Origin of the sequence: Lentzea sp. NPDC006480, from assembly GCF_040611995.1 — a bacterium.
Lineage (GTDB): Bacteria > Actinomycetota > Actinomycetes > Mycobacteriales > Pseudonocardiaceae > Lentzea.
Genome location: NZ_JBEXPJ010000188.1, coordinates 1 through 16,686, shown reverse-complemented (window position 1 = coordinate 16,686; position 16,686 = coordinate 1). Strand labels below are relative to the sequence as shown.

General features: G+C 69.8%; 18 protein-coding genes. 9 read left to right on the top strand and 9 right to left on the bottom strand.

The window, feature by feature from the left end:
- Window positions 1–109 precede the first annotated feature (109 nt).
- From ABZX92_RS40120 to ABZX92_RS40105, 4 genes are read left to right on the top strand one after another with little or no spacing between them, the layout of a single operon-like run.
- Window positions 110–865: an IclR family transcriptional regulator gene (locus tag ABZX92_RS40120; protein ID WP_355570710.1), complete on the top strand. Its 756-nt coding sequence runs from the start codon at window positions 110–112 to the stop codon at window positions 863–865.
- Window positions 866–916: 51 nt separating this feature from the next.
- Window positions 917–2,386, top strand: coding sequence for a glycerol kinase GlpK (gene glpK, locus ABZX92_RS40115; RefSeq protein WP_355570709.1), 1,470 nt, complete (start codon window positions 917–919; stop codon window positions 2,384–2,386).
- Window positions 2,379–3,902: a glycerol-3-phosphate dehydrogenase/oxidase gene (locus tag ABZX92_RS40110; RefSeq protein ID WP_355570708.1), complete on the top strand. Its 1,524-nt coding sequence runs from the start codon at window positions 2,379–2,381 to the stop codon at window positions 3,900–3,902. The genes glpK and ABZX92_RS40110 overlap by 8 nt, the downstream gene beginning before the upstream one ends.
- Before the next feature lie 49 nt (window positions 3,903–3,951).
- The gene (locus ABZX92_RS40105) at window positions 3,952–4,386 is read left to right on the top strand and encodes an NUDIX domain-containing protein (protein ID WP_355570707.1); all 435 of its coding nucleotides are present in this window, start codon (window positions 3,952–3,954) and stop codon (window positions 4,384–4,386) included.
- Window positions 4,387–4,910: 524 nt separating this feature from the next.
- On the opposite strand, the gene ABZX92_RS40100 is transcribed toward ABZX92_RS40105, so the two are convergent.
- Complete coding sequence (locus tag ABZX92_RS40100; RefSeq protein ID WP_355570706.1) at window positions 4,911–5,744, bottom strand: hypothetical protein; 834 nt, start codon at window positions 5,742–5,744, stop codon at window positions 4,911–4,913.
- Window positions 5,741–6,160 carry a MarR family transcriptional regulator gene (locus ABZX92_RS40095; RefSeq protein WP_045317484.1) on the bottom strand — a complete coding sequence of 140 codons (420 nt, stop codon included), beginning with the start codon at window positions 6,158–6,160 and terminating at the stop codon, window positions 5,741–5,743. The genes ABZX92_RS40100 and ABZX92_RS40095 overlap by 4 nt, the downstream gene beginning before the upstream one ends.
- A gap of 78 nt (window positions 6,161–6,238) precedes the next feature.
- On the opposite strand from ABZX92_RS40095, the gene ABZX92_RS40090 reads away from it, so the two are divergent.
- On the top strand, window positions 6,239–6,847 hold the full coding sequence (locus ABZX92_RS40090) for a maleylpyruvate isomerase family mycothiol-dependent enzyme (RefSeq protein WP_355570705.1): 609 nt from the start codon (window positions 6,239–6,241) through the stop codon (window positions 6,845–6,847).
- Here ABZX92_RS40090 and ABZX92_RS40085 read toward each other — a convergent pair.
- Together ABZX92_RS40085 and ABZX92_RS40080 are read right to left on the bottom strand one after the other, a co-directional pair.
- A complete protein-coding gene (locus ABZX92_RS40085; RefSeq protein WP_355570704.1) occupies window positions 6,844–7,431 on the bottom strand; it encodes a GNAT family N-acetyltransferase in 588 nt (195 codons plus the stop codon). The genes ABZX92_RS40090 and ABZX92_RS40085 overlap by 4 nt on opposite strands.
- Entirely contained in the window at window positions 7,428–7,556 is a 129-nt protein-coding gene (locus ABZX92_RS40080; RefSeq protein ID WP_355570703.1) for a hypothetical protein, read from the bottom strand. The genes ABZX92_RS40085 and ABZX92_RS40080 overlap by 4 nt, the downstream gene beginning before the upstream one ends.
- Window positions 7,557–7,595: 39 nt before the next feature.
- On the opposite strand from ABZX92_RS40080, the gene ABZX92_RS40075 reads away from it, so the two are divergent.
- The 4 genes from ABZX92_RS40075 to ABZX92_RS40060 are packed head-to-tail and all read left to right on the top strand — an operon-like array spanning window position 7,596 to window position 12,111.
- Window positions 7,596–8,138, top strand: coding sequence for a PadR family transcriptional regulator (locus ABZX92_RS40075; RefSeq protein WP_355570702.1), 543 nt, complete (start codon window positions 7,596–7,598; stop codon window positions 8,136–8,138).
- Window positions 8,135–8,839: an ABC transporter ATP-binding protein gene (locus ABZX92_RS40070; protein WP_355570701.1), complete on the top strand. Its 705-nt coding sequence runs from the start codon at window positions 8,135–8,137 to the stop codon at window positions 8,837–8,839. Before ABZX92_RS40075 ends, ABZX92_RS40070 begins: the two co-directional genes overlap by 4 nt.
- A complete protein-coding gene (locus ABZX92_RS40065) occupies window positions 8,836–11,472 on the top strand; it encodes an FtsX-like permease family protein (RefSeq protein WP_355570700.1) in 2,637 nt (878 codons plus the stop codon). Before ABZX92_RS40070 ends, ABZX92_RS40065 begins: the two co-directional genes overlap by 4 nt.
- A 9-nt stretch (window positions 11,473–11,481) precedes the next feature.
- Window positions 11,482–12,111: an alpha/beta hydrolase gene (locus ABZX92_RS40060; RefSeq protein WP_355570699.1), complete on the top strand. Its 630-nt coding sequence runs from the start codon at window positions 11,482–11,484 to the stop codon at window positions 12,109–12,111.
- A gap of 112 nt (window positions 12,112–12,223) precedes the next feature.
- On the opposite strand, the gene prcA is transcribed toward ABZX92_RS40060, so the two are convergent.
- The 5 genes from prcA to ABZX92_RS40035 form a co-directional block, all read right to left on the bottom strand.
- The gene (gene prcA, locus ABZX92_RS40055; protein ID WP_355570698.1) at window positions 12,224–12,991 is read right to left on the bottom strand and encodes a proteasome subunit alpha; all 768 of its coding nucleotides are present in this window, start codon (window positions 12,989–12,991) and stop codon (window positions 12,224–12,226) included.
- Window positions 12,992–13,025: 34 nt separating this feature from the next.
- Entirely contained in the window at window positions 13,026–13,874 is an 849-nt protein-coding gene (gene prcB, locus ABZX92_RS40050) for a proteasome subunit beta (protein ID WP_355570697.1), read from the bottom strand.
- A gap of 49 nt (window positions 13,875–13,923) precedes the next feature.
- Entirely contained in the window at window positions 13,924–14,118 is a 195-nt protein-coding gene (locus ABZX92_RS40045) for a ubiquitin-like protein Pup (RefSeq protein WP_109640227.1), read from the bottom strand.
- A 79-nt stretch (window positions 14,119–14,197) separates the two neighbouring features.
- On the bottom strand, window positions 14,198–15,691 hold the full coding sequence (gene dop, locus ABZX92_RS40040; protein WP_355570696.1) for a depupylase/deamidase Dop: 1,494 nt from the start codon (window positions 15,689–15,691) through the stop codon (window positions 14,198–14,200).
- 73 nt (window positions 15,692–15,764) lie between these two features.
- The coding region (locus ABZX92_RS40035) for an ABC transporter permease (protein WP_355570695.1) at window positions 15,765–16,686 on the bottom strand (922 nt) is incomplete at its 5' end.

The window sequence follows — 16,686 nt, the reverse complement described above, 5'->3', positions numbered from 1 at the left end:
GCCGACAAAGGGAACGCGGGGGCCCCGCGTGCCGGAAAAAGGGTACGTAGGGTCCCCGCGTGAACTTCGATGTTCGACATTGTCGAACGGGCGCGGATAGAGTGGGCGTGTGCCTGGGCCCATTCAGTCGATTCAGCGTGCGGCAGAGGTGTTGAAGTTGCTCGCGCACGGCGGCGCGCACCAGCTGAGCGTCGGCGAGATCGCGCGCGCGTTGGACCTGGCGAAACCGACTGTGCACGGGATTCTGCGGACGTTGCAGGAGGTCGGGTTCGTCGAGCAGGAGGTCGAGGGCGGCAAGTACCGCCTGGGTGCCGCGCTGTTCCAGATCGGCACGTCGTACCTGGACGGCAATGAGCTGCGCGCCAAGGCGTTGAACTGGTCGGACACGTTGGCGATGCGTGCGCGCGAGGCGGTGCGCATCGGCGTGATGCACGGCAAGCACGTGCTCGTGGTGCATCACGTGTTCCGGCCGGACAACAGTCGCCAGGCGCTGGACACCGGCGCGCTGCTGCCGTGGCACGCGACGGCTTTGGGCAAGGTGCTGGTGGCGTTCGGCGAGTGGCCCGACGGCGAGCTGCAGCGGTACACCCGGCACACGCTCACCGGCTTGGACCTGAGCACCGCGCTGGACGAGATCCGCGACCGCGACTGGGGCTACGACCTGCACGAACTCGTCGAAGGTGAGGCGTCGATCGCCGCGCCGATCCGGGACAAGCGCGGTGTCGTCGTGGGTGCGGTGGGCGTCTCAGGGCCGGTCGAGCGGCTGTGCGAGTCACCTGATCAGCCGCCGCGTCTCGAACTCGTGTCCTACGTACGTGAGGCAGCTCGCAGTGTCTCCAGGGAGCTCGGCGGCCTCTCCTGGTAGTAATGTGGCAAGCGTTCGACAATGTCGAATGACTGGCACAGAGGAGTGCAGGTGGCCTACATCGCGGCGATCGACCAGGGCACGACGTCGTCCCGGTGCATCGTGTTCGACCAGTCCGGCGGGATCGTGTCGGTCGCTCAGCGCGAGCACCGGCAGATCTTCCCGAAGCCGGGCTGGGTGGAGCACGACGCGTCCGAGATCTGGGCGAACGTGCAGTCCGTCGTTCGCGACGCGCTGGCCCACGCCTCTCTCTCGTACGCCGACATCGCCGCGTTCGGCATCACGAACCAGCGCGAGACGACCGTGGTCTGGGACCGCGAGACCGGCGAGCCCGTGCACAACGCGATCGTCTGGCAGGACACGCGCACGGACGCGTTGATCAAGACTTTCGGCGACCAGGACCGGTTCCGCGAACGTTCCGGACTGCCGTTGGCGACCTACTTCTCCGGCCCGAAGCTGAAGTGGCTGCTGGACAACGTCGCCGGGCTGCGTGAGCGGGCTGAGCGCGGCGAGGTCCTGTTCGGCACCATGGACACCTGGCTGATCTGGAACCTGACCGGCCGCCACGTCACCGACGTCACCAACGCGTCGCGGACCATGCTGATGAACCTGGAGACCCTGGAGTGGGATCCCGAGCTGGTGTCCGCAATGGACGTTCCGGTCTCGATGCTCCCCGAGATCCGTTCCTCGTCGGAGGTTTACGGCACCTACGAGGGTGTGCCCGTCTCTTCGGCTCTGGGCGACCAGCAGGCTGCTTTGTTCGGGCAGACGTGCTTCTCCGCAGGTGAAGGCAAGTGCACGTACGGCACGGGCGCCTTCCTGCTGATCAACACCGGTGACAAGCCGGTGCGGTCGCAGAACGGGCTGCTGACGACGGTGGGCTACAAGATCGGCGATGAACCCGCCGCGTACGCGCTGGAAGGTGCGGTCGCGGTGACGGGCGCGCTGGTGCAGTGGTTCCGGGACAAGGTCGGCCTGATCTCGTCGGCGGCGGAGATCGAGACCCTCGCACGGACCGTGGACGACAACGGCGGTGCCTACTTCGTGCCCGCGTTCTCCGGATTGTTCGCACCGCACTGGCGTTCCGACGCGCGTGGCGTGATTGCCGGACTGACGGGCTACATCTCGCGCGGGCACCTCGCACGGGCCGTGCTGGAGGCATCGGCCTGGCAGACCCGCGAGGTCGTGGACGCGATGAACGCCGACTCGGGTGTGGACCTCACGACGTTGCGGGTCGACGGCGGTATGACCGCCAACAACCTGCTCATGCAGTTCCTGTCGGACGTGCTGGACGTCCCGGTGGTGCGCCCGATCGTGGCCGAGACGACGTGCCTCGGCGCGGCGTACGCGGCCGGTCTCGCGGTGGGCTACTGGAGCAGCACGGACGAGCTGAAAGCCAACTGGCACAAGGCGGCCGAGTGGGAGCCGTCGATGGAACCGGCGGCGCGCGCTCGCGGCTACCGGAAGTGGAAGAAGGCGGTCGAGCGGACCGTCGGGTGGATGGACGAGGACGATGACTGACCTTTCCGCACAGCGGGCACGCGCCCGTGAAGAGCTCCAGCACGGCAAGTTCGACGTGGTCGTGATCGGCGGCGGCATCCTGGGCATCGCGACCACGTGGGCCGCGGCGCGCTCGGGCCTGCGCGTGGCGTTGGTGGAGAGCGGTGACTTCGCGGGCGCCACGTCGTCCGCGTCGTCGAAGCTGGTGCACGGCGGCCTGCGCTACCTGGCGATGGGCCCGTCGGCGGTGCCGATGGTGCGCGAGAACCACGTGGAGCGGCGAGCCCTCGGTGACCGCCTGGCTCCGCACCTGGTGCGCCCCTTGCCGTTCCTCGTTCCTGTCTACAAAGGAGGCCCGCACTCGCGCTTCGTGCTCGGGGCGGGCGTGACGCTGTACTCCGCGCTGTCGGGCTTCGGCGACGGCATGGGGAAGGTCCTGTCGGCGCGCAGGGCTGTCGAGTGGGTGCCTGACCTGCGCGCCGACGGTCTGCGCGGTGCCGCGATGTACTACGACCACCAGATGAACGACAGCCGGGTGGCGATCACGGCCGCCCGCGCCGCCGCCGAGGCCGGCGCCGTGCTGCTCAACCACATCTCGGTCGTGGGCCTGCGCAAGACCTCTGGCCGTGTTTCGGGCGTCGACCTGCGCGACTCGCTCGGCGAGTTCGGCGTCGACGCTTCGGTGATCGTCAACGCGACCGGCCCGTGGCTCGATGTGGTGCGGCGCATGGAAGATCCGTCCGCCTCGCCGTCGATCCGCCTCTCGAAGGGCTCGCACCTCGTGATGCGGGCGTCCTCGGAGTGGAAGGCCGCTCTGACGATCCCGGTCGACGACGTGCGCGTCTCGTTCGCGATCCCGTGGGAGGGCCACCTCCTGCTGGGCACCACCGACGAGGCCTACGAGGGCGACCCGGCCGCCGTCTCGTGCACCGACGCCGACGTCGACCAGATCCTCTCCGAAGCGGGCGTGGCCGTCACGGGCCTGGACCGCGCGAACCTCGCCTACACGTTCGCGGGCCTGCGCGTCCTGCCCGGCGGCCCCGGCGACACCTCGCACGCCAAGCGCGAGACCGTGATCACCGCGGGCTCCGGCGGCATGATCAGCGTGGCCGGCGGCAAGTGGACGACGTTCCGCAAGATCGGCGCCACCGTCCTGGCGCGGGTGAACTCCGAGCTCGGCCGGTCGTTCGACGGCCCGCTCGACGGCGTCGCCCTGCCCGGCTCCGCCTCCCCCGACACCATCGGCTCGGTGCTCCACCACGCCTGGGACGCCCTGCCCGACGACGTGGTCCGCCACCTCGCCACCCACTACGGCACCACCTCCCACGAGGTGGTGGCGCTGGGCCTGGAGAACCCGGCCCTGCTGGAGCGCGTCCACCCGGACGGCCCGGACATCTGGGCCCAGGTCGAACACGCCCGCCGCACCGAGTGGGCCTCCGAGGTCGACGACGTCCTGCGCCGCCGCACGACGGTGATGGTCCGCGGCCTGGACTCCCCCGAGGTTCGCGCCCGCGTCTCGTCGCTGCTCGCCTCCTGATGCGTGTCGTCGCTGCTCGCCTCCTGATGGCCGGCCGCCACCTCATCTGATGGCCGACCGCCACCTCATCGACGTCCACGTGCTGCTCGTGCGCGGCGACCGGGTCCTGCTCACCCGGCGCCGCGACACGAACCCGCGATTCGACGGCCGCTGGCACCTCCCGTCGGGCAAGCTCGACGCGGGCGAGTCCGTTCTCGCGGCAGCCGCGCGGGAGGCTCTCGAAGAGGTCGGCGTCGTCATCGCGCCGGACGATCTGCGGCACATGCACACGTTGCACGCCAACGGATCCGGCGTCGAACCGCGGCTCGGCCTGTTCTTCGAGGCTCTCCGCTGGACCGGCGAGCCCGTCAACCGCGAACCCGACAAGTGCTCGGCCGTGCGGTGGTTCCCGCTCGACGCGCTACCCGACCTGATCGAATACCCGGCGGCTGGTCTCGCCGCCTACGCCACCGGCCACGCTTTCGGCGTGCTCGGCTGGAGCTAGCACCCCATCCCGAGCCCCGCCAAGGCTTCGGAACTCCTCGCCTCCTGAACCTCGTCGTGGGCGGTCACCCGTTGGCCGCCCACGACCTCCCGCACTTCCCGCCTCCAAGTCCTGCCGCACCTCCCGGCCTCCAGGCCCGTCGCACTTCCTGGTCTCCGGGCCCTGCCGCACCTCCCAGCCCCCCGAGTCCTGCCGCACCTCCCAGCCTCCAGGCCCGTCGCACCTCCCGGCCCCCGAGGCCCGTCGCACCTCCCAGCCCCTGAGCCGTGCCATCGGCGGGCGGCCGGCACCCCCGCGCTTCCCCGCCCGCGCCTCCGCACTTGCTCGCCACCGCTGCTCGCCCTGAAGCGTTCCCTGAAGCGGCTGGGTCAACGCGGCCACCCCACTCCCCGTTCGCTCTCGTCGTACGCTCCCCGCCCCGCCCTTCCTCAGCTTGCGCGGCGAAGATGACCATGTTTTCGGGACATCTGATAGACGACGCCGAGCGTGGATCAGGACCACATTCACTCGTCCGAGTGAGTCCCTCAGGCCGCCATCCCGAGGCCCACCAGGTACGAGGCCAGCTCGGGCTCCGAGTGGAACGCGCTGCGCAACGCCAGCGACCCGTCACACCCGAGCGCGACCTGCGAGCGCGACACCGCACGGCCTTCCAGCCGCAGCCCTTCCAGGTAGGCGTCGATGATCTCCTCCCGCACCGGCGGGAGATCGTCGACGGCCATTCGTCCGGCCTGCGCCAGTCCCACGAGCAGCTGCCCCAGATCAGCCCCGACCGGGAACGGGCACTGCCATCCGACGTCGATCACCACGAACGACGACGGGTCATCGGCGGGCACCAGCAGGTTCTGCGGGCACGCGTCACCGTGCCCGGTCGCTTGCGGCAGGGCTTCCAGCCGCTCCAGCAGGGACGGCACGCGCGCGGCGAGCGGCGGACAGTCCGGACGCAGGAACGCTTCCCGGACCAGCCTTCCCTCGTACAGCAACCGCATCGCACGGCCAGGCACCCCACCGAACCTCCGCCCAGCCCACCGGCCGAGCCCGAGCGCCGCCCGCCGGAACCGCGCCAGGTCCCACACAACGTCAGCGCAGCGCACGTCCTCCAGCCACAGCCCGACCCGGTCCCCCAGGAAGTCCACGCGCACCACCCGCGGCCTGCGCAGACCCGGTGGCAGCTCGAACCCCGAAAGCAGGAACTCCGCCTCGTCCTGCCACGGGAACTCCCCGACCAGCTCCCCGAGAGAGCCGGGAAACACGGGCCGCCGCAACACCTTCACGAACACGGAACCACCCGGAGACACGACCCGGTAGAGCGCGGCCGTCGTCAACGCGACCGGCCGGAACGCCACCGGGTCGACCCTCACCGGTACGGATCGGTGATCTCGCCGAGCTTCTCCAGCGCCTCGCGCAGCTGAGCCATGCGGCGCTTGCCGATGTGCTGTTCCCATTCCGCCTCGATCCTCGCGATCTCCGCCTCCGCGACGGGCGTGGCGCCCTTCGCCTTCTCGGTCACCCGCACCAGCCGGGCGCGGCCGTCCGTCGGATCCGGCACCCGTTCCACGTAGCCGAGCTTCTCCAGCTGGTCGACCAGGAACCCGGCGGTCTGCTTGGTCACCTGCGCGGCCTCGGCGAGTTCCGTCAGGCGAGTGCCGTCCGGGCCGATCCGCTGCAGCACGCGGGCCTGGGCGAGGGTCACGTCGAAGCCCGCGCCGGTGACCGCGGCCATGATCCGGTTCTCCAGGTCCCGATACGGGATGTAGAGCAGCAGCCCGATGTTCACCCGCGCACTCCCCTTGTTTTAGTCAGCCTCTCTGATTAAAGTAGTCAGCCTCTCGAACTAAATCAAGGGGAGAAGGCCATGGACGACACCGAGATCTGGCAGACGATCGACGCGGAACGCGCGGCGACGGCGGACCTGCTCGCGAACCTCACCGACGTGGAGTGGACCTACCCGTCGCTGTGCACGGGCTGGACCGTGCGCGAGGTCGCCGCCCACCTGTCGCTCGCGCACCGGATGGGCGTCCGCGACGCGATCCGCGAGTTCGTGAAGGCCCGCGGGAGCTTCAACCGCATGGTCGACCAGACCGCGCACAAAGAGGCACGCAGACCGACCGAGGAGCTCGTCGCGGAACTGCGCGGCGCCGTCGGCGTTCACAAGCTCGCGCCCGGCCAGAGTCTCAAGAACGCCCTGATGGACGTCATGGTGCACACGCAGGACATCGCCCTGCCGCTCGGCATCGAACGCCACATGCCGATCGAGGCCGCCGTCGTGTCCGCGGACGACCTGTGGCGCATCGGCTTCCCGTTCCACGCGCGCAAAAGGCTGGCGGGCTACCGGCTCGTCGCGACCGACGCGGACTGGAGCGCGGGAGAGGGCACCGAGGTCAGCGGCCCGATCGAGGCGCTGCTCATGCTGCTGGCCGGCCGCACCGCCACGATCCCGCGGCTCACCGGTATCAGCGTCTAGAGCGAGCGCACCATCCGCCGGCACACGTACACGCGCTCGAACCGTTGGCGCATCTCGGCTTCCCGCTCGATCCGCGCGTGCAGGAACGCCCCGGCGGCCACCAGCCCGTGCTTCGCGATGATCGCCGTGTCGGCCTCGGCGGCGGACGCGTGCACGTGCAGGTATCGCGAGGCTTCCTCGAACCCGTTGCGCGCACACCAGGAAAGCGCGGCCTTGTCCTCGCGAGCCCAGGCGTCGAGAGTCGTCACGCCGCACCGCGAAAGCCGCCGCAACGCCTCCTCCAGCAACGCCGTGGCGATCCCCCGGCCCTGATGGTCGGGATGCACGACGACGTTGTCGATGGTCGCGTCCGCGCCGGGTACCGACACGTCCAGCAGCCCGGCCACCTGGCCACCATCGAGCGCGACGAGCTCCAGATCCGCACGGCGCTTGGCCTGCCAGACGTCGTCGTACCAGTTCGTCGCGAGGAACCCCAGCACCCGGCAGCGCAGCCACGCCGGTTCGTCGGCCGGTTCGTAGTCCCTGATCTCCGCGGGCGGCCTGGACACGACCGCGGCCCGGCCCGCTGCTCCCAGCAAGTTCACTTCCCCAGTTCGACCCCTGGCGGCGTCGACCACGTCATCCCCCAGCTCAGCTCCAGCCGGACGTCTCCGGCACCGTCCAGGGTTCCCCATGTCAGGCCTGCCCGCACGCGGGTTTCGTCAGTCACCGTTGCCAGGAACATACTCGGTATGCATACTCAGTAGGCATGTCGGTCAAACACGGTCTGCTCGCACTGCTGGAGCGCGGGCCCATGTACGGCTACCAGCTGCGAGTGGCGTTCGACTCGGCCACCGGCGGCACGTGGCCGTTGAACATCGGGCAGGTCTACACGACGCTGTCGCGCCTGGAGCGCGACGATCTGGTCGCCGCGCTGCCCGAGACGGAGGGCCAGCGCCCCTACGAGATCACCGCCCAGGGCCGCACCGAGCTCAAGAAGTGGTTCGCGTCCCCGGTGAAACGCGGCGACCGGCCCCGCGACGAGGTGGCGATCAAGCTCGCGCTCGCCATCACCACGCCGGGCGTCGACGTGACCGAGGTCGTGATGACCCAGCGCACCGCCACGATGCGCACGCTGCAGGAGTACACGCGCCTCAAGACCCAGCCGGGCGACCTGCCGTGGCTGCTGGTGCTCGACGCGATGATCTTCCAGGCGGAGGCCGAACTGCGCTGGCTCGACCACTGCGAGGCCAGCCTCGTGCGCTACGAACCGCGGATCCCGCAGGTGACGGACGTCGAGGTGCCGAGATGACCGTCCTCGAACTCCGCGACGTCCACCGCGTCCACGGCACCGGCGAGACCGCGGTCAAGGCCCTCGACCACGTCTCCCTGACCGTCGAACCGGGCGAGCTCGTCGCCGTCATGGGCCCGTCCGGCTCCGGCAAGTCGACCCTGCTGAACCTCGCGGGCGGCCTCGACAGCCCGACCACCGGCCAGGTCCTCGTCGACGGCACCAGCCTGCAGTCGTTGTCCCGCAAGCAACTCGCCGCCTGGCGTCGCAAGCGCATCGGCTACGTCTTCCAGGACCTCAACCTCATCGCGAGCCTCACCGCCGCCGAGAACGTCGCGCTCCCCCTCGACCTCGACGGCGTCCGCAAGTCCCGGCAGCAGGCCGAAAAGGCACTGTCCGAAGTGGATCTCGACGGGTACGCGGACCGCTTCCCCGACGAGATGTCCGGCGGCCAGCAACAACGCGTCGCCATCGCCCGCGCCCTGATCGGCGAACGCCGCCTCGTCCTCGCCGACGAACCCACCGGTGCCCTCGACTCCCGCACCGGCGAAACCGTGCTGCGCCTCCTCCGGTCCAAAGTGGACGCAGGCGCCGCCGCCGTCCTCGTCACCCACGACGCCCGGCACGCCGCCTGGGCCGACCGCGTGATCTTCCTGCGCGACGGCGTCGTCGTCGACGTCTCCCAGCGCGACCAGCCAGAAGAACTGCTGAGCACCCCGTGAACGGATGGCGCGCAGCACTGCGCATCTCCTGGCGCGAGGCCCGGAAGTCCCGCGGCCGCACGGCCCTCGTCGTCGCCCTGATCCTCGTCCCGGTGGCCGCCCTGTCGTTCGCCGCGATCGTCTACGACTCGACCACCCTGACCCCGTCCGAAGAGGCCTCCCGCCGCATGGGCACCGCCGAGGCGCTGGTCAGCTGGCCCTACCGCGGCCCCGTCATCCAGGAGCCGACCAGGGACTTCGCCATCCCGCAGGGCAACGCCGATGGCCCCGACCCCTCAGAAGAACGCCTCAAAACCCTTCTCCCCGGTGCCGAACTGCTCCCCGTCGAACGCGGCGGCGTCAACATCCGCACCACCGCAGGCGTCGGCCGCGCCGGCGTCCGCATGCTCGACCTGAACGACCCGCTGACCAAGGGCATGATCACCGTCCTGGAAGGCCGAGCGGCCACCACGACCACCGAAATCACGTTGTCCCGCAAGGCGATGGCCCGCACCGGCGCTCAGCTGGGCGGCTCCCTCACCACCGAGGACGGCCGCGCGTTCACCGTCGTCGGCATCGTCGAAGACCCGAACCGCCTGGACGACACCACCGTCGTGGCGCTCCCCGGCACGTTCGACCAGGCCGACCGCTCCTGGCTCGTGACCACGCCCATCGACTGGGCCGAGGTCAAGGAGCTCAACAAGTCCGGCATCGCGGTCCTCTCCCGGACGGTCCTGCACAACCTGCCGACCGCCGCCGAGCGCTATCCGCAGCTCCCCGGCTCCAACGAGCTCACCGCCGACATCCTCGTCCTGATGGCGGGCCTGGCCGTCCTGGAGATGTCGCTGCTGGCCGGCTCGGCCATGGCCGTGGGCGCGCGCCGCCGCAAACGCGACCTGGCCCTGATCTCGGCAGTGGGCGGCTCCCCCACCCACGTCCGCCGGATCGTCCTGGCCGACGGCGTGGTCGTGGGCGTCCTGGCCGCCCTGGGAGGCGTGGCGCTGGGCGTGCTGGCAGGAGTGTTCACCCGCCCGTTCGTCGAGTGGATCCTCACCGAACGCTTCGGCGCCCAACGCTTCTTCCCAGCAGCGTTGGCCGGACTGGCCCTGCTCGCCGTCATCACCGGCGTGCTCGCGGCCATGGTCCCGGCCTGGATCTCGTCCCGCCAGGACGTGGTCACCGCCCTGGCAGGCCGCCGGGGCATCACCCGCTCGCGGCGCCGCTGGCTGGTCCTGGGCCTGATCCTCATCGCGTCCGGCGTCGCCGTCGGCGTTTTCAGCGCGATCAGCATGCAGGTGGTCGGCATTCTCAGCGCCCTGATCCTCACCGAGACAGGCCTGGTCCTCTGCACCCCGGCTCTGCTGGGTCTACTGGCCAAAGCCGGCCGATGGCTCCCGGTAGCACTGCGAATCGCCCTGCGCGACGCGTCCCGCAACCGGACAGCGGCCGCCCCGGCGATCTCCGCCGTGATGGCGGCAGTGATCGGCGCAGTGCTCGTCAGCGTGATCCTGACCTCCCAAGGAGAACAGGACGCACGCCGGATCGCGGGCAACATGGGCGACGTCTCCGTCTACCACCTGGACGACCTCTCCAAGTCCAGCACCACCACCATCCCCCCGTCCGTCGCCACCGCGATGCGCAGCACCATGCCCGTCGCGGAAGCCCACGAGATCAAACTCCTGGCCTGCGACGGCGGCCCGTGCTTCGCCCACATCCGCCCACCAGCGGACCGCGAATGCCCCTACTCCCTCGACGTCCTGCACCGCGACCCGACCGAGCCCGAACAACAGGCCGCCATGGCCGACCTGCGCTGCGCCAACTCCGACCGCCTCTTCCGCTACTTCGGCACCTTCAACAGCCCCAACGGCTTCCTGGCCGTGGCCACCCCGGAAGCCGCCCAATCCCTGCTCCACCTCGCCTCCGACGACGTCCCCGCGGCCCAGTCCGCCCTGCGCTCCGGCAAGATCGTCGTCAACGACCCTTCCCTGGTCTCCTCCGGCCAAGTCCTCCTGGCCACCGGCACCCAGGCCACCACCAAACCGGCCCTGGCCCACGCCGTCTCCACGTCCCAGCGAGCACCCCTGGCCGTGATGACCGAGGAAACCGCCCGCTCCCTGGGCTTCGGCGTCTCGACGTTCACCATGTACGCCACCACGACCCGAATGCCCACCGAGTCCGAACAGGACGCCCTGACCGCAGCCCTGGGCGGCGAGTACGAAGTGAACGTGGCCCGCCCGACAGAGTCCGATGACCAACAAGCTCTCGGCCTCCTGGGCCTGGTGGCAGGCATCATCACTCTCGCAGCAACCGCCCTGGCCACCGGCCTGGCCGCAGCAGACGGCCGCCGCGACCTGACCACCCTCGCCGCAGTAGGCGCCGCCCCGGCCTTGCGCAAACTCCTGTCGCTGAGCCAAGCAGGCGTCATCGCGGGAATCGGCGGTTTCCTGGGCACAGCCGCAGGCACCGGCTCAGCCCTGGCACTGCTGACAGCCCTGAACGTCGGCTACACCAAGATCTGGCCGCAACCAGACCTGAACCCGCTCACCATCCCGTGGCCCAACATCGCCATCTCACTACTGGTCGTGCCAGCGGTGGCCATGTTCGGCGCCGCCCTCTTCACCCGTTCCCGCCTGCCGATCGAGCGCCGCGAATAGTCTCTGCCCATGACGACCTTCGCGATCGTGCACGGGGCAGGCGACGTCGGCTGGTCCTGGCACCTGGTGGCCACCGCCCTGGAAGCCAAGGGCCACACCGTGGTCGCCCCCGACCTCCCCACCGAGGACGAGACGAAGGACCTGACGGACTGGGCGTCCACAGTGGTGGCCGCCCTCCCGTCCACGGAGGACGTGGTCGTCGTGGGCCACTCCTTCGGCGGCCTCGTCGCCCCGCTGGTAGCAGCCCAGATCAACGCCAAGGCTCTGGTCTACGTCACCGCGATGCTCCCCAAGCCAGGCGAAACGCCAGGCGACTGGTGGGAGAAGGCCGGATACACGGACAGCGGCCTGGAGGACCAGTTCTGGCACGACGTCCCACCAGATCTGGCTGCGGAGTCGCAGCAGCGGGAGCGGGGCATGTCCGAGCACGCCATGGGAGTCCCGTGGCCCCTGGACGCCATGCCCGACCTGCCAACGCACTTCGTCCTGTGCACGAACGACCGCTTCTTCCCGCCAACTTTCATGCGCCGAGTGGTAGCCGACAGGCTGGGCATCGAACCGGTGGAACTGGCCGCGGGCCACTGCGCCCAGCTGAGCAAGCCAGAAGAACTGGCCACCATCCTGGCCAGCTACGCCTGATCATGTTGGTTGTGGTCAGAGGCGGTTCGATCATGAGCTGGGAGTACTTGCACACGCCACATCAAGCAAAAGGCCCCCGGCAAAGCCGAGGGCCTTCCACAACAACAACGACCTACTTGGCGTCATCCCCGGAGTCAGGAAGCTGCACGTCCTCCACAGCCTTCCCACCCTTGGTGGCCGCCGGCATCAACGCGTCCAAAGCCGGCCCGGCAATCCGCCGGAACGCCCTCCGAGGCCGCGCCCTCTCCAGCACCGCAACCTCAAGCTTCACGGCCGGCAGAATCTCCGCGGCACCGTTCCCAGTGGACGGCGACCCGGCGGACAACGCCTTGACCGCCACCGGAACCGCCTCGGCCAGCGTGAGCCCGTCGGCGAACGATTCCTTCAACGCGGTGTTGGCGGCATCGACCGTGCCGCCCATCACGATGTACTGCGGCTCGTCCACGATGGACCCGTCGTACGTCAGCCGGTACAACGTGTCCGTGGCGGCCGAGTCCGACACCTCGGCCACGCAGATCTCCACCTCGAACGGCTTGATCTGCTCGGTGAAGTAGGTGCCCAGGGTCGTGGCGTACACGTTCGCCAGCGACCGGGAGGTGACGTCGCGCGGGTCGTTCTGGTACCCGCGCACGTCGGCGAACCGGATCCCGGCCTGCCGCAGGTTCTCGAACTCGCTGTACCGGCCCACGGCCGCGAAGCCGATGCGGTCGTAGATCTCCGAGACCTTGTGCAGCGTGCTCGAGGGGTTCTCCGCGACGAACAGAATGCCGTCCGCGTACTTCAGCACGATGACGCTGCGACCCCTGGCGATGCCCTTGCGGGCGTACTCGGAGCGGTCGCGCATCACCTGCTCAGCCGATGCGTACAGCGGCATCGTCATGGGTGGTGCTCCTGACGTCAGAAGAAAACGGGACTCAGCCTGAGGGGCGGGACCGGCGGCCCTCGACGACCGCGTCGGCGACCGTGGCGATCTGCGACTCCGGCACCTCGACGGCACCGTCGGCGCCGTTGATGGTGACCACGACCGGGTAGAGGCGGCGGACCGGGTCCGGACCGCCGGTGGCCGAGTCGTCGTCCGCCGCGTCGTACAGCGCCTCGATGACCGAGCGGATCGCGGCGTCGACGTCCGCGTCCGGGTCGTAGAGCTTCTTCAGCGCCGACTTGGCGAAGAGCGAGCCCGAGCCGACCGCCTGGTAGCCCTGCGACTCCTCGTAGCGGCCGCCGGTGACGTCGTAGGAGACGATGCGGCCCGCGCGGTCGGTGTCCGCGGCCGAGGTGTCGTAGCCGGCGAACAGAGGCACCACGGCGAGGCCGGCCATGGCCGCGTCGAGGTTGCCCCTGATCATCGCCGACAGGCGGTTCGCCTTGCCGTCGAGCGACAGCGACACGCCCTCGATCTTCTCGTAGTGCCGCAACTCGACCGTGTACAGCCGCACGATCTCGATCGCGATGCCCGCCGTGCCCGCGATGCCGACGGCCGAGTGGTCGTCGGTCACGAAGACCTTCTTCATGTCGCGCTGGGCGATGACGTTGCCCATCGTCGCGCGCCGGTCACCGGCGATCACGACCCCGCCCTTGTAGGTGGCCGCGACGATCGTCGTCCCGTGCGGGGCCTGGACGGTCCCCTCCGGGAGCTTGCGGCCGGAAGGCAGCATGTCGGGTGCCTGCGCCCGCAAGAAGTCCGTGAACGACGACGAGCCGGGCGTCAGGTACGCCGGAGGCAGCGCCGCGGCCGGGTAACGCCCGGTCGAGCTGTTGTCCATGTGTTGGTTGTTCTCCCGTCCCCGAAGTGGTCAACAGGCCCCCGAAGGCCTACTGACCACCCTTCTGCACGTATGCGCGGACGAAGTCCTCCGCGTTCTCCTCGAGCACGTCGTCGATCTCGTCGAGGATCGCGTCCACGTCCTCGCCGAGCTTCTCGCGGCGTTCCTGACCTGCTCCGGCAGCGCCCTCGGCACCGTCGTCGCCGTCGCCACCACCCTGGCGCTGCTTCTGTTCCTGGGACATCTCGGCCTCCCGCTGACTCGCCTGACAAGAACACTACCCAGCGGCACCGACAAAAATCCTGAGCCACTCGGGTAGACGATCACCCGCGAGTCAGCGCGTCCACCAGCTGCTCGGCGGTGTCAGAGGCCTCCAGAAGGGCTCCGACGTGCGCTTTTGTCCCTCGCAGCGGCTCCAGCGTGGGAATCCGCACGAGAGATTCTCGACCGAGATCAAAGATCACCGAGTCCCACGACGCAGCCGCAACTGAGGTCGGGTACCGCTCCAGGCACCGGCCGCGGAAGTACGCACGCGTGTCCTCGGGCGGCGTCGTGATGGCCGCGCGCACCTCTTCCTCGCTGACCAGGCGCTTCATCGAGCCGCGCGCGACCAGGCGGTTGTAGAGGCCCTTGTCCAGCCGGACGTCGGAGTACTGCAGGTCGACCAGCTTGAGCCGGGCCGCGCCCCACTCCAGGCCGTCGCGCTGCCGGTAGCCCTCGAGCAGCCGCAGCTTCGCGACCCAGTCGAGCCGGTCCGCGCACTCCGCGGGGTCGCGGGCCAGCGCGTCGAGCACCTCGCCCCACACCCGCAGGACGTCGCGGTCGCCGATGCCCTCCTTCTCGATGAAGGCGGCGGCCCGCTCGTGGTAGGCGAACTGCACGTCGAGAGCGGTGAACTTGCGGCCGCCGGTCATCTCGACCTTGGTCTTCAGCGTCGGGTCGTGGCTGATCTGGTGCACCGCGCGCACCGGGTCGACCATGCGCAGGTCGTCGAACCGCAGCCCGGACTCGATCATGTCCAGCACGATCGACGTGGTGCCGACCTTGAGGTACGTGGAGTACTCGGCCAGGTTCGCGTCGCCGATGATGACGTGCAGGCGGCGGTACTTGTCCGCGTCCGCGTGCGGCTCGTCGCGCGTGTTGATGATGCCGCGCTTGAGCGTCGTCTCCAGGCCGACCTCGACCTCGATGTAGTCGGCGCGCTGCGAGAGCTGGTAGCCCGCCTCCTCGCCGGACGGCCCGATGCCGACGCGGCCGGAACCGGTGACGACCTGGCGCGACACGAAGAACGGCGTCAGCCCGGCGATCACCGCGGTGAACGGCGTCGACCGCTGCATCAGGTAGTTCTCGTGCGTGCCGTAGGACGCGCCCTTGCCGTCGACGTTGTTCTTGTACAGCTGCAGCCGGGGCTGGCCGGGCACGGTGGCGGCCTTGAGAGCGGCCTCCTCCATCACCCGCTCCCCCGCCTTGTCCCAGATCACCGCGTCGCGCGCGTTGGTGACCTCGGGAGCCGAGTACTCGGGGTGCGCGTGGTCGACGTAGAGCCGCGCGCCGTTGGTGAGGATGACGTTCGCCGCGCCGAGGTCCTCGACGTCGGAGTCGGCGGGGTGCCCGCCGGGCGAACCCAGGTCGAACCCGCGCGCGTCGCGCAGCGGTGACTCCACCTCGTAGTCCCAGCGCGCCCGCCTGGCGCGCGGTATGTCCGCCGCCGCCGCGTACGCGAGCACCACCTGTGTCGAAGTGAGCACCGGGTTCGCGGTCGCGTCGCCCGGCACTGAGATGCCGTACTCGACCTCGGTTCCCATGATCCGCCGCATACGCAACACCTTATGACCTGCCCCTGACAACAGCGTGAGGGGAGCTTCCGAGTTGAAGCTCCCCTCACCCTATTCACCCGGATGCCAGTCCTGCCGCCGGGCGAATGCGCGACGCGCCCCGAGATGGCCCGAAAGCCGCGACGACGGCGAGCACGACGACCGCAAGCGCCCCGATGACCAGCGGCAACACCACCCGCATCCCTGGCAGTGACATGTCGATCCCAGTGGCCAGGATGGCGATTTCCGCGTAGCCGAACCCGAGCACGCCACCCCCGATCACCCCGACCAACGCCAGCATGATCGCTTCGGCGATGACCCCGCCCTGCAGTCCGCCCCTGGTGACACCCAAGGCGCGCCTCAGTGCGAGCTCCTTGCGGCGTTCCTGCACGGAGATGGTCAGCGCGGTGCCGATCCCGGTCACGGCGACCGCCACGGACAACCCGAGCAGCACCATCATCAGCACCGTGCCGAGGTGCATGTACCGCTCGGTCTGCGCGCGCTCGTCCGCGTCCGTCTGCACGATGACGGTCGGGTTGTTGGGCAGCGCGGCCTGCAGATGAGCCCGGAACTGAGCCGGATCGGCGCCCGGCTTCAACGCGACCAGCACCTTCTTGGCCGGTCCCGAGGTCAGGCCGCCGACGATCGGGGTGAAACCGGTGATGCTGCCCGGAATCGTGCCGACCACCTTGTACTGCTTGCCGTCGGCCTCGACGAACCCGCGCTCCTCCATGTGCGGCGGCACGATCGCGGTACCGGACGTGAACTGGTCGACCACCGCGACGTTCTGCGCCTTCAGCCACGCCTTGAACTGCTCCGGGTCGACGCCCGCGGGCCCGTCGTCCGGCTGGTGCAGGACGACGCTCGCCGCCACCTCCGGCTGGGCGGGGACGTCCGGCAACGGGCGGCTGCCCGCGTCGACCACGGTGGCGTCCGGGCGTTGCGCGTTGGCGGACGCGGTCGCCAAGTCCTGCGCGCCCCCCCCCCCGACCCGCCAG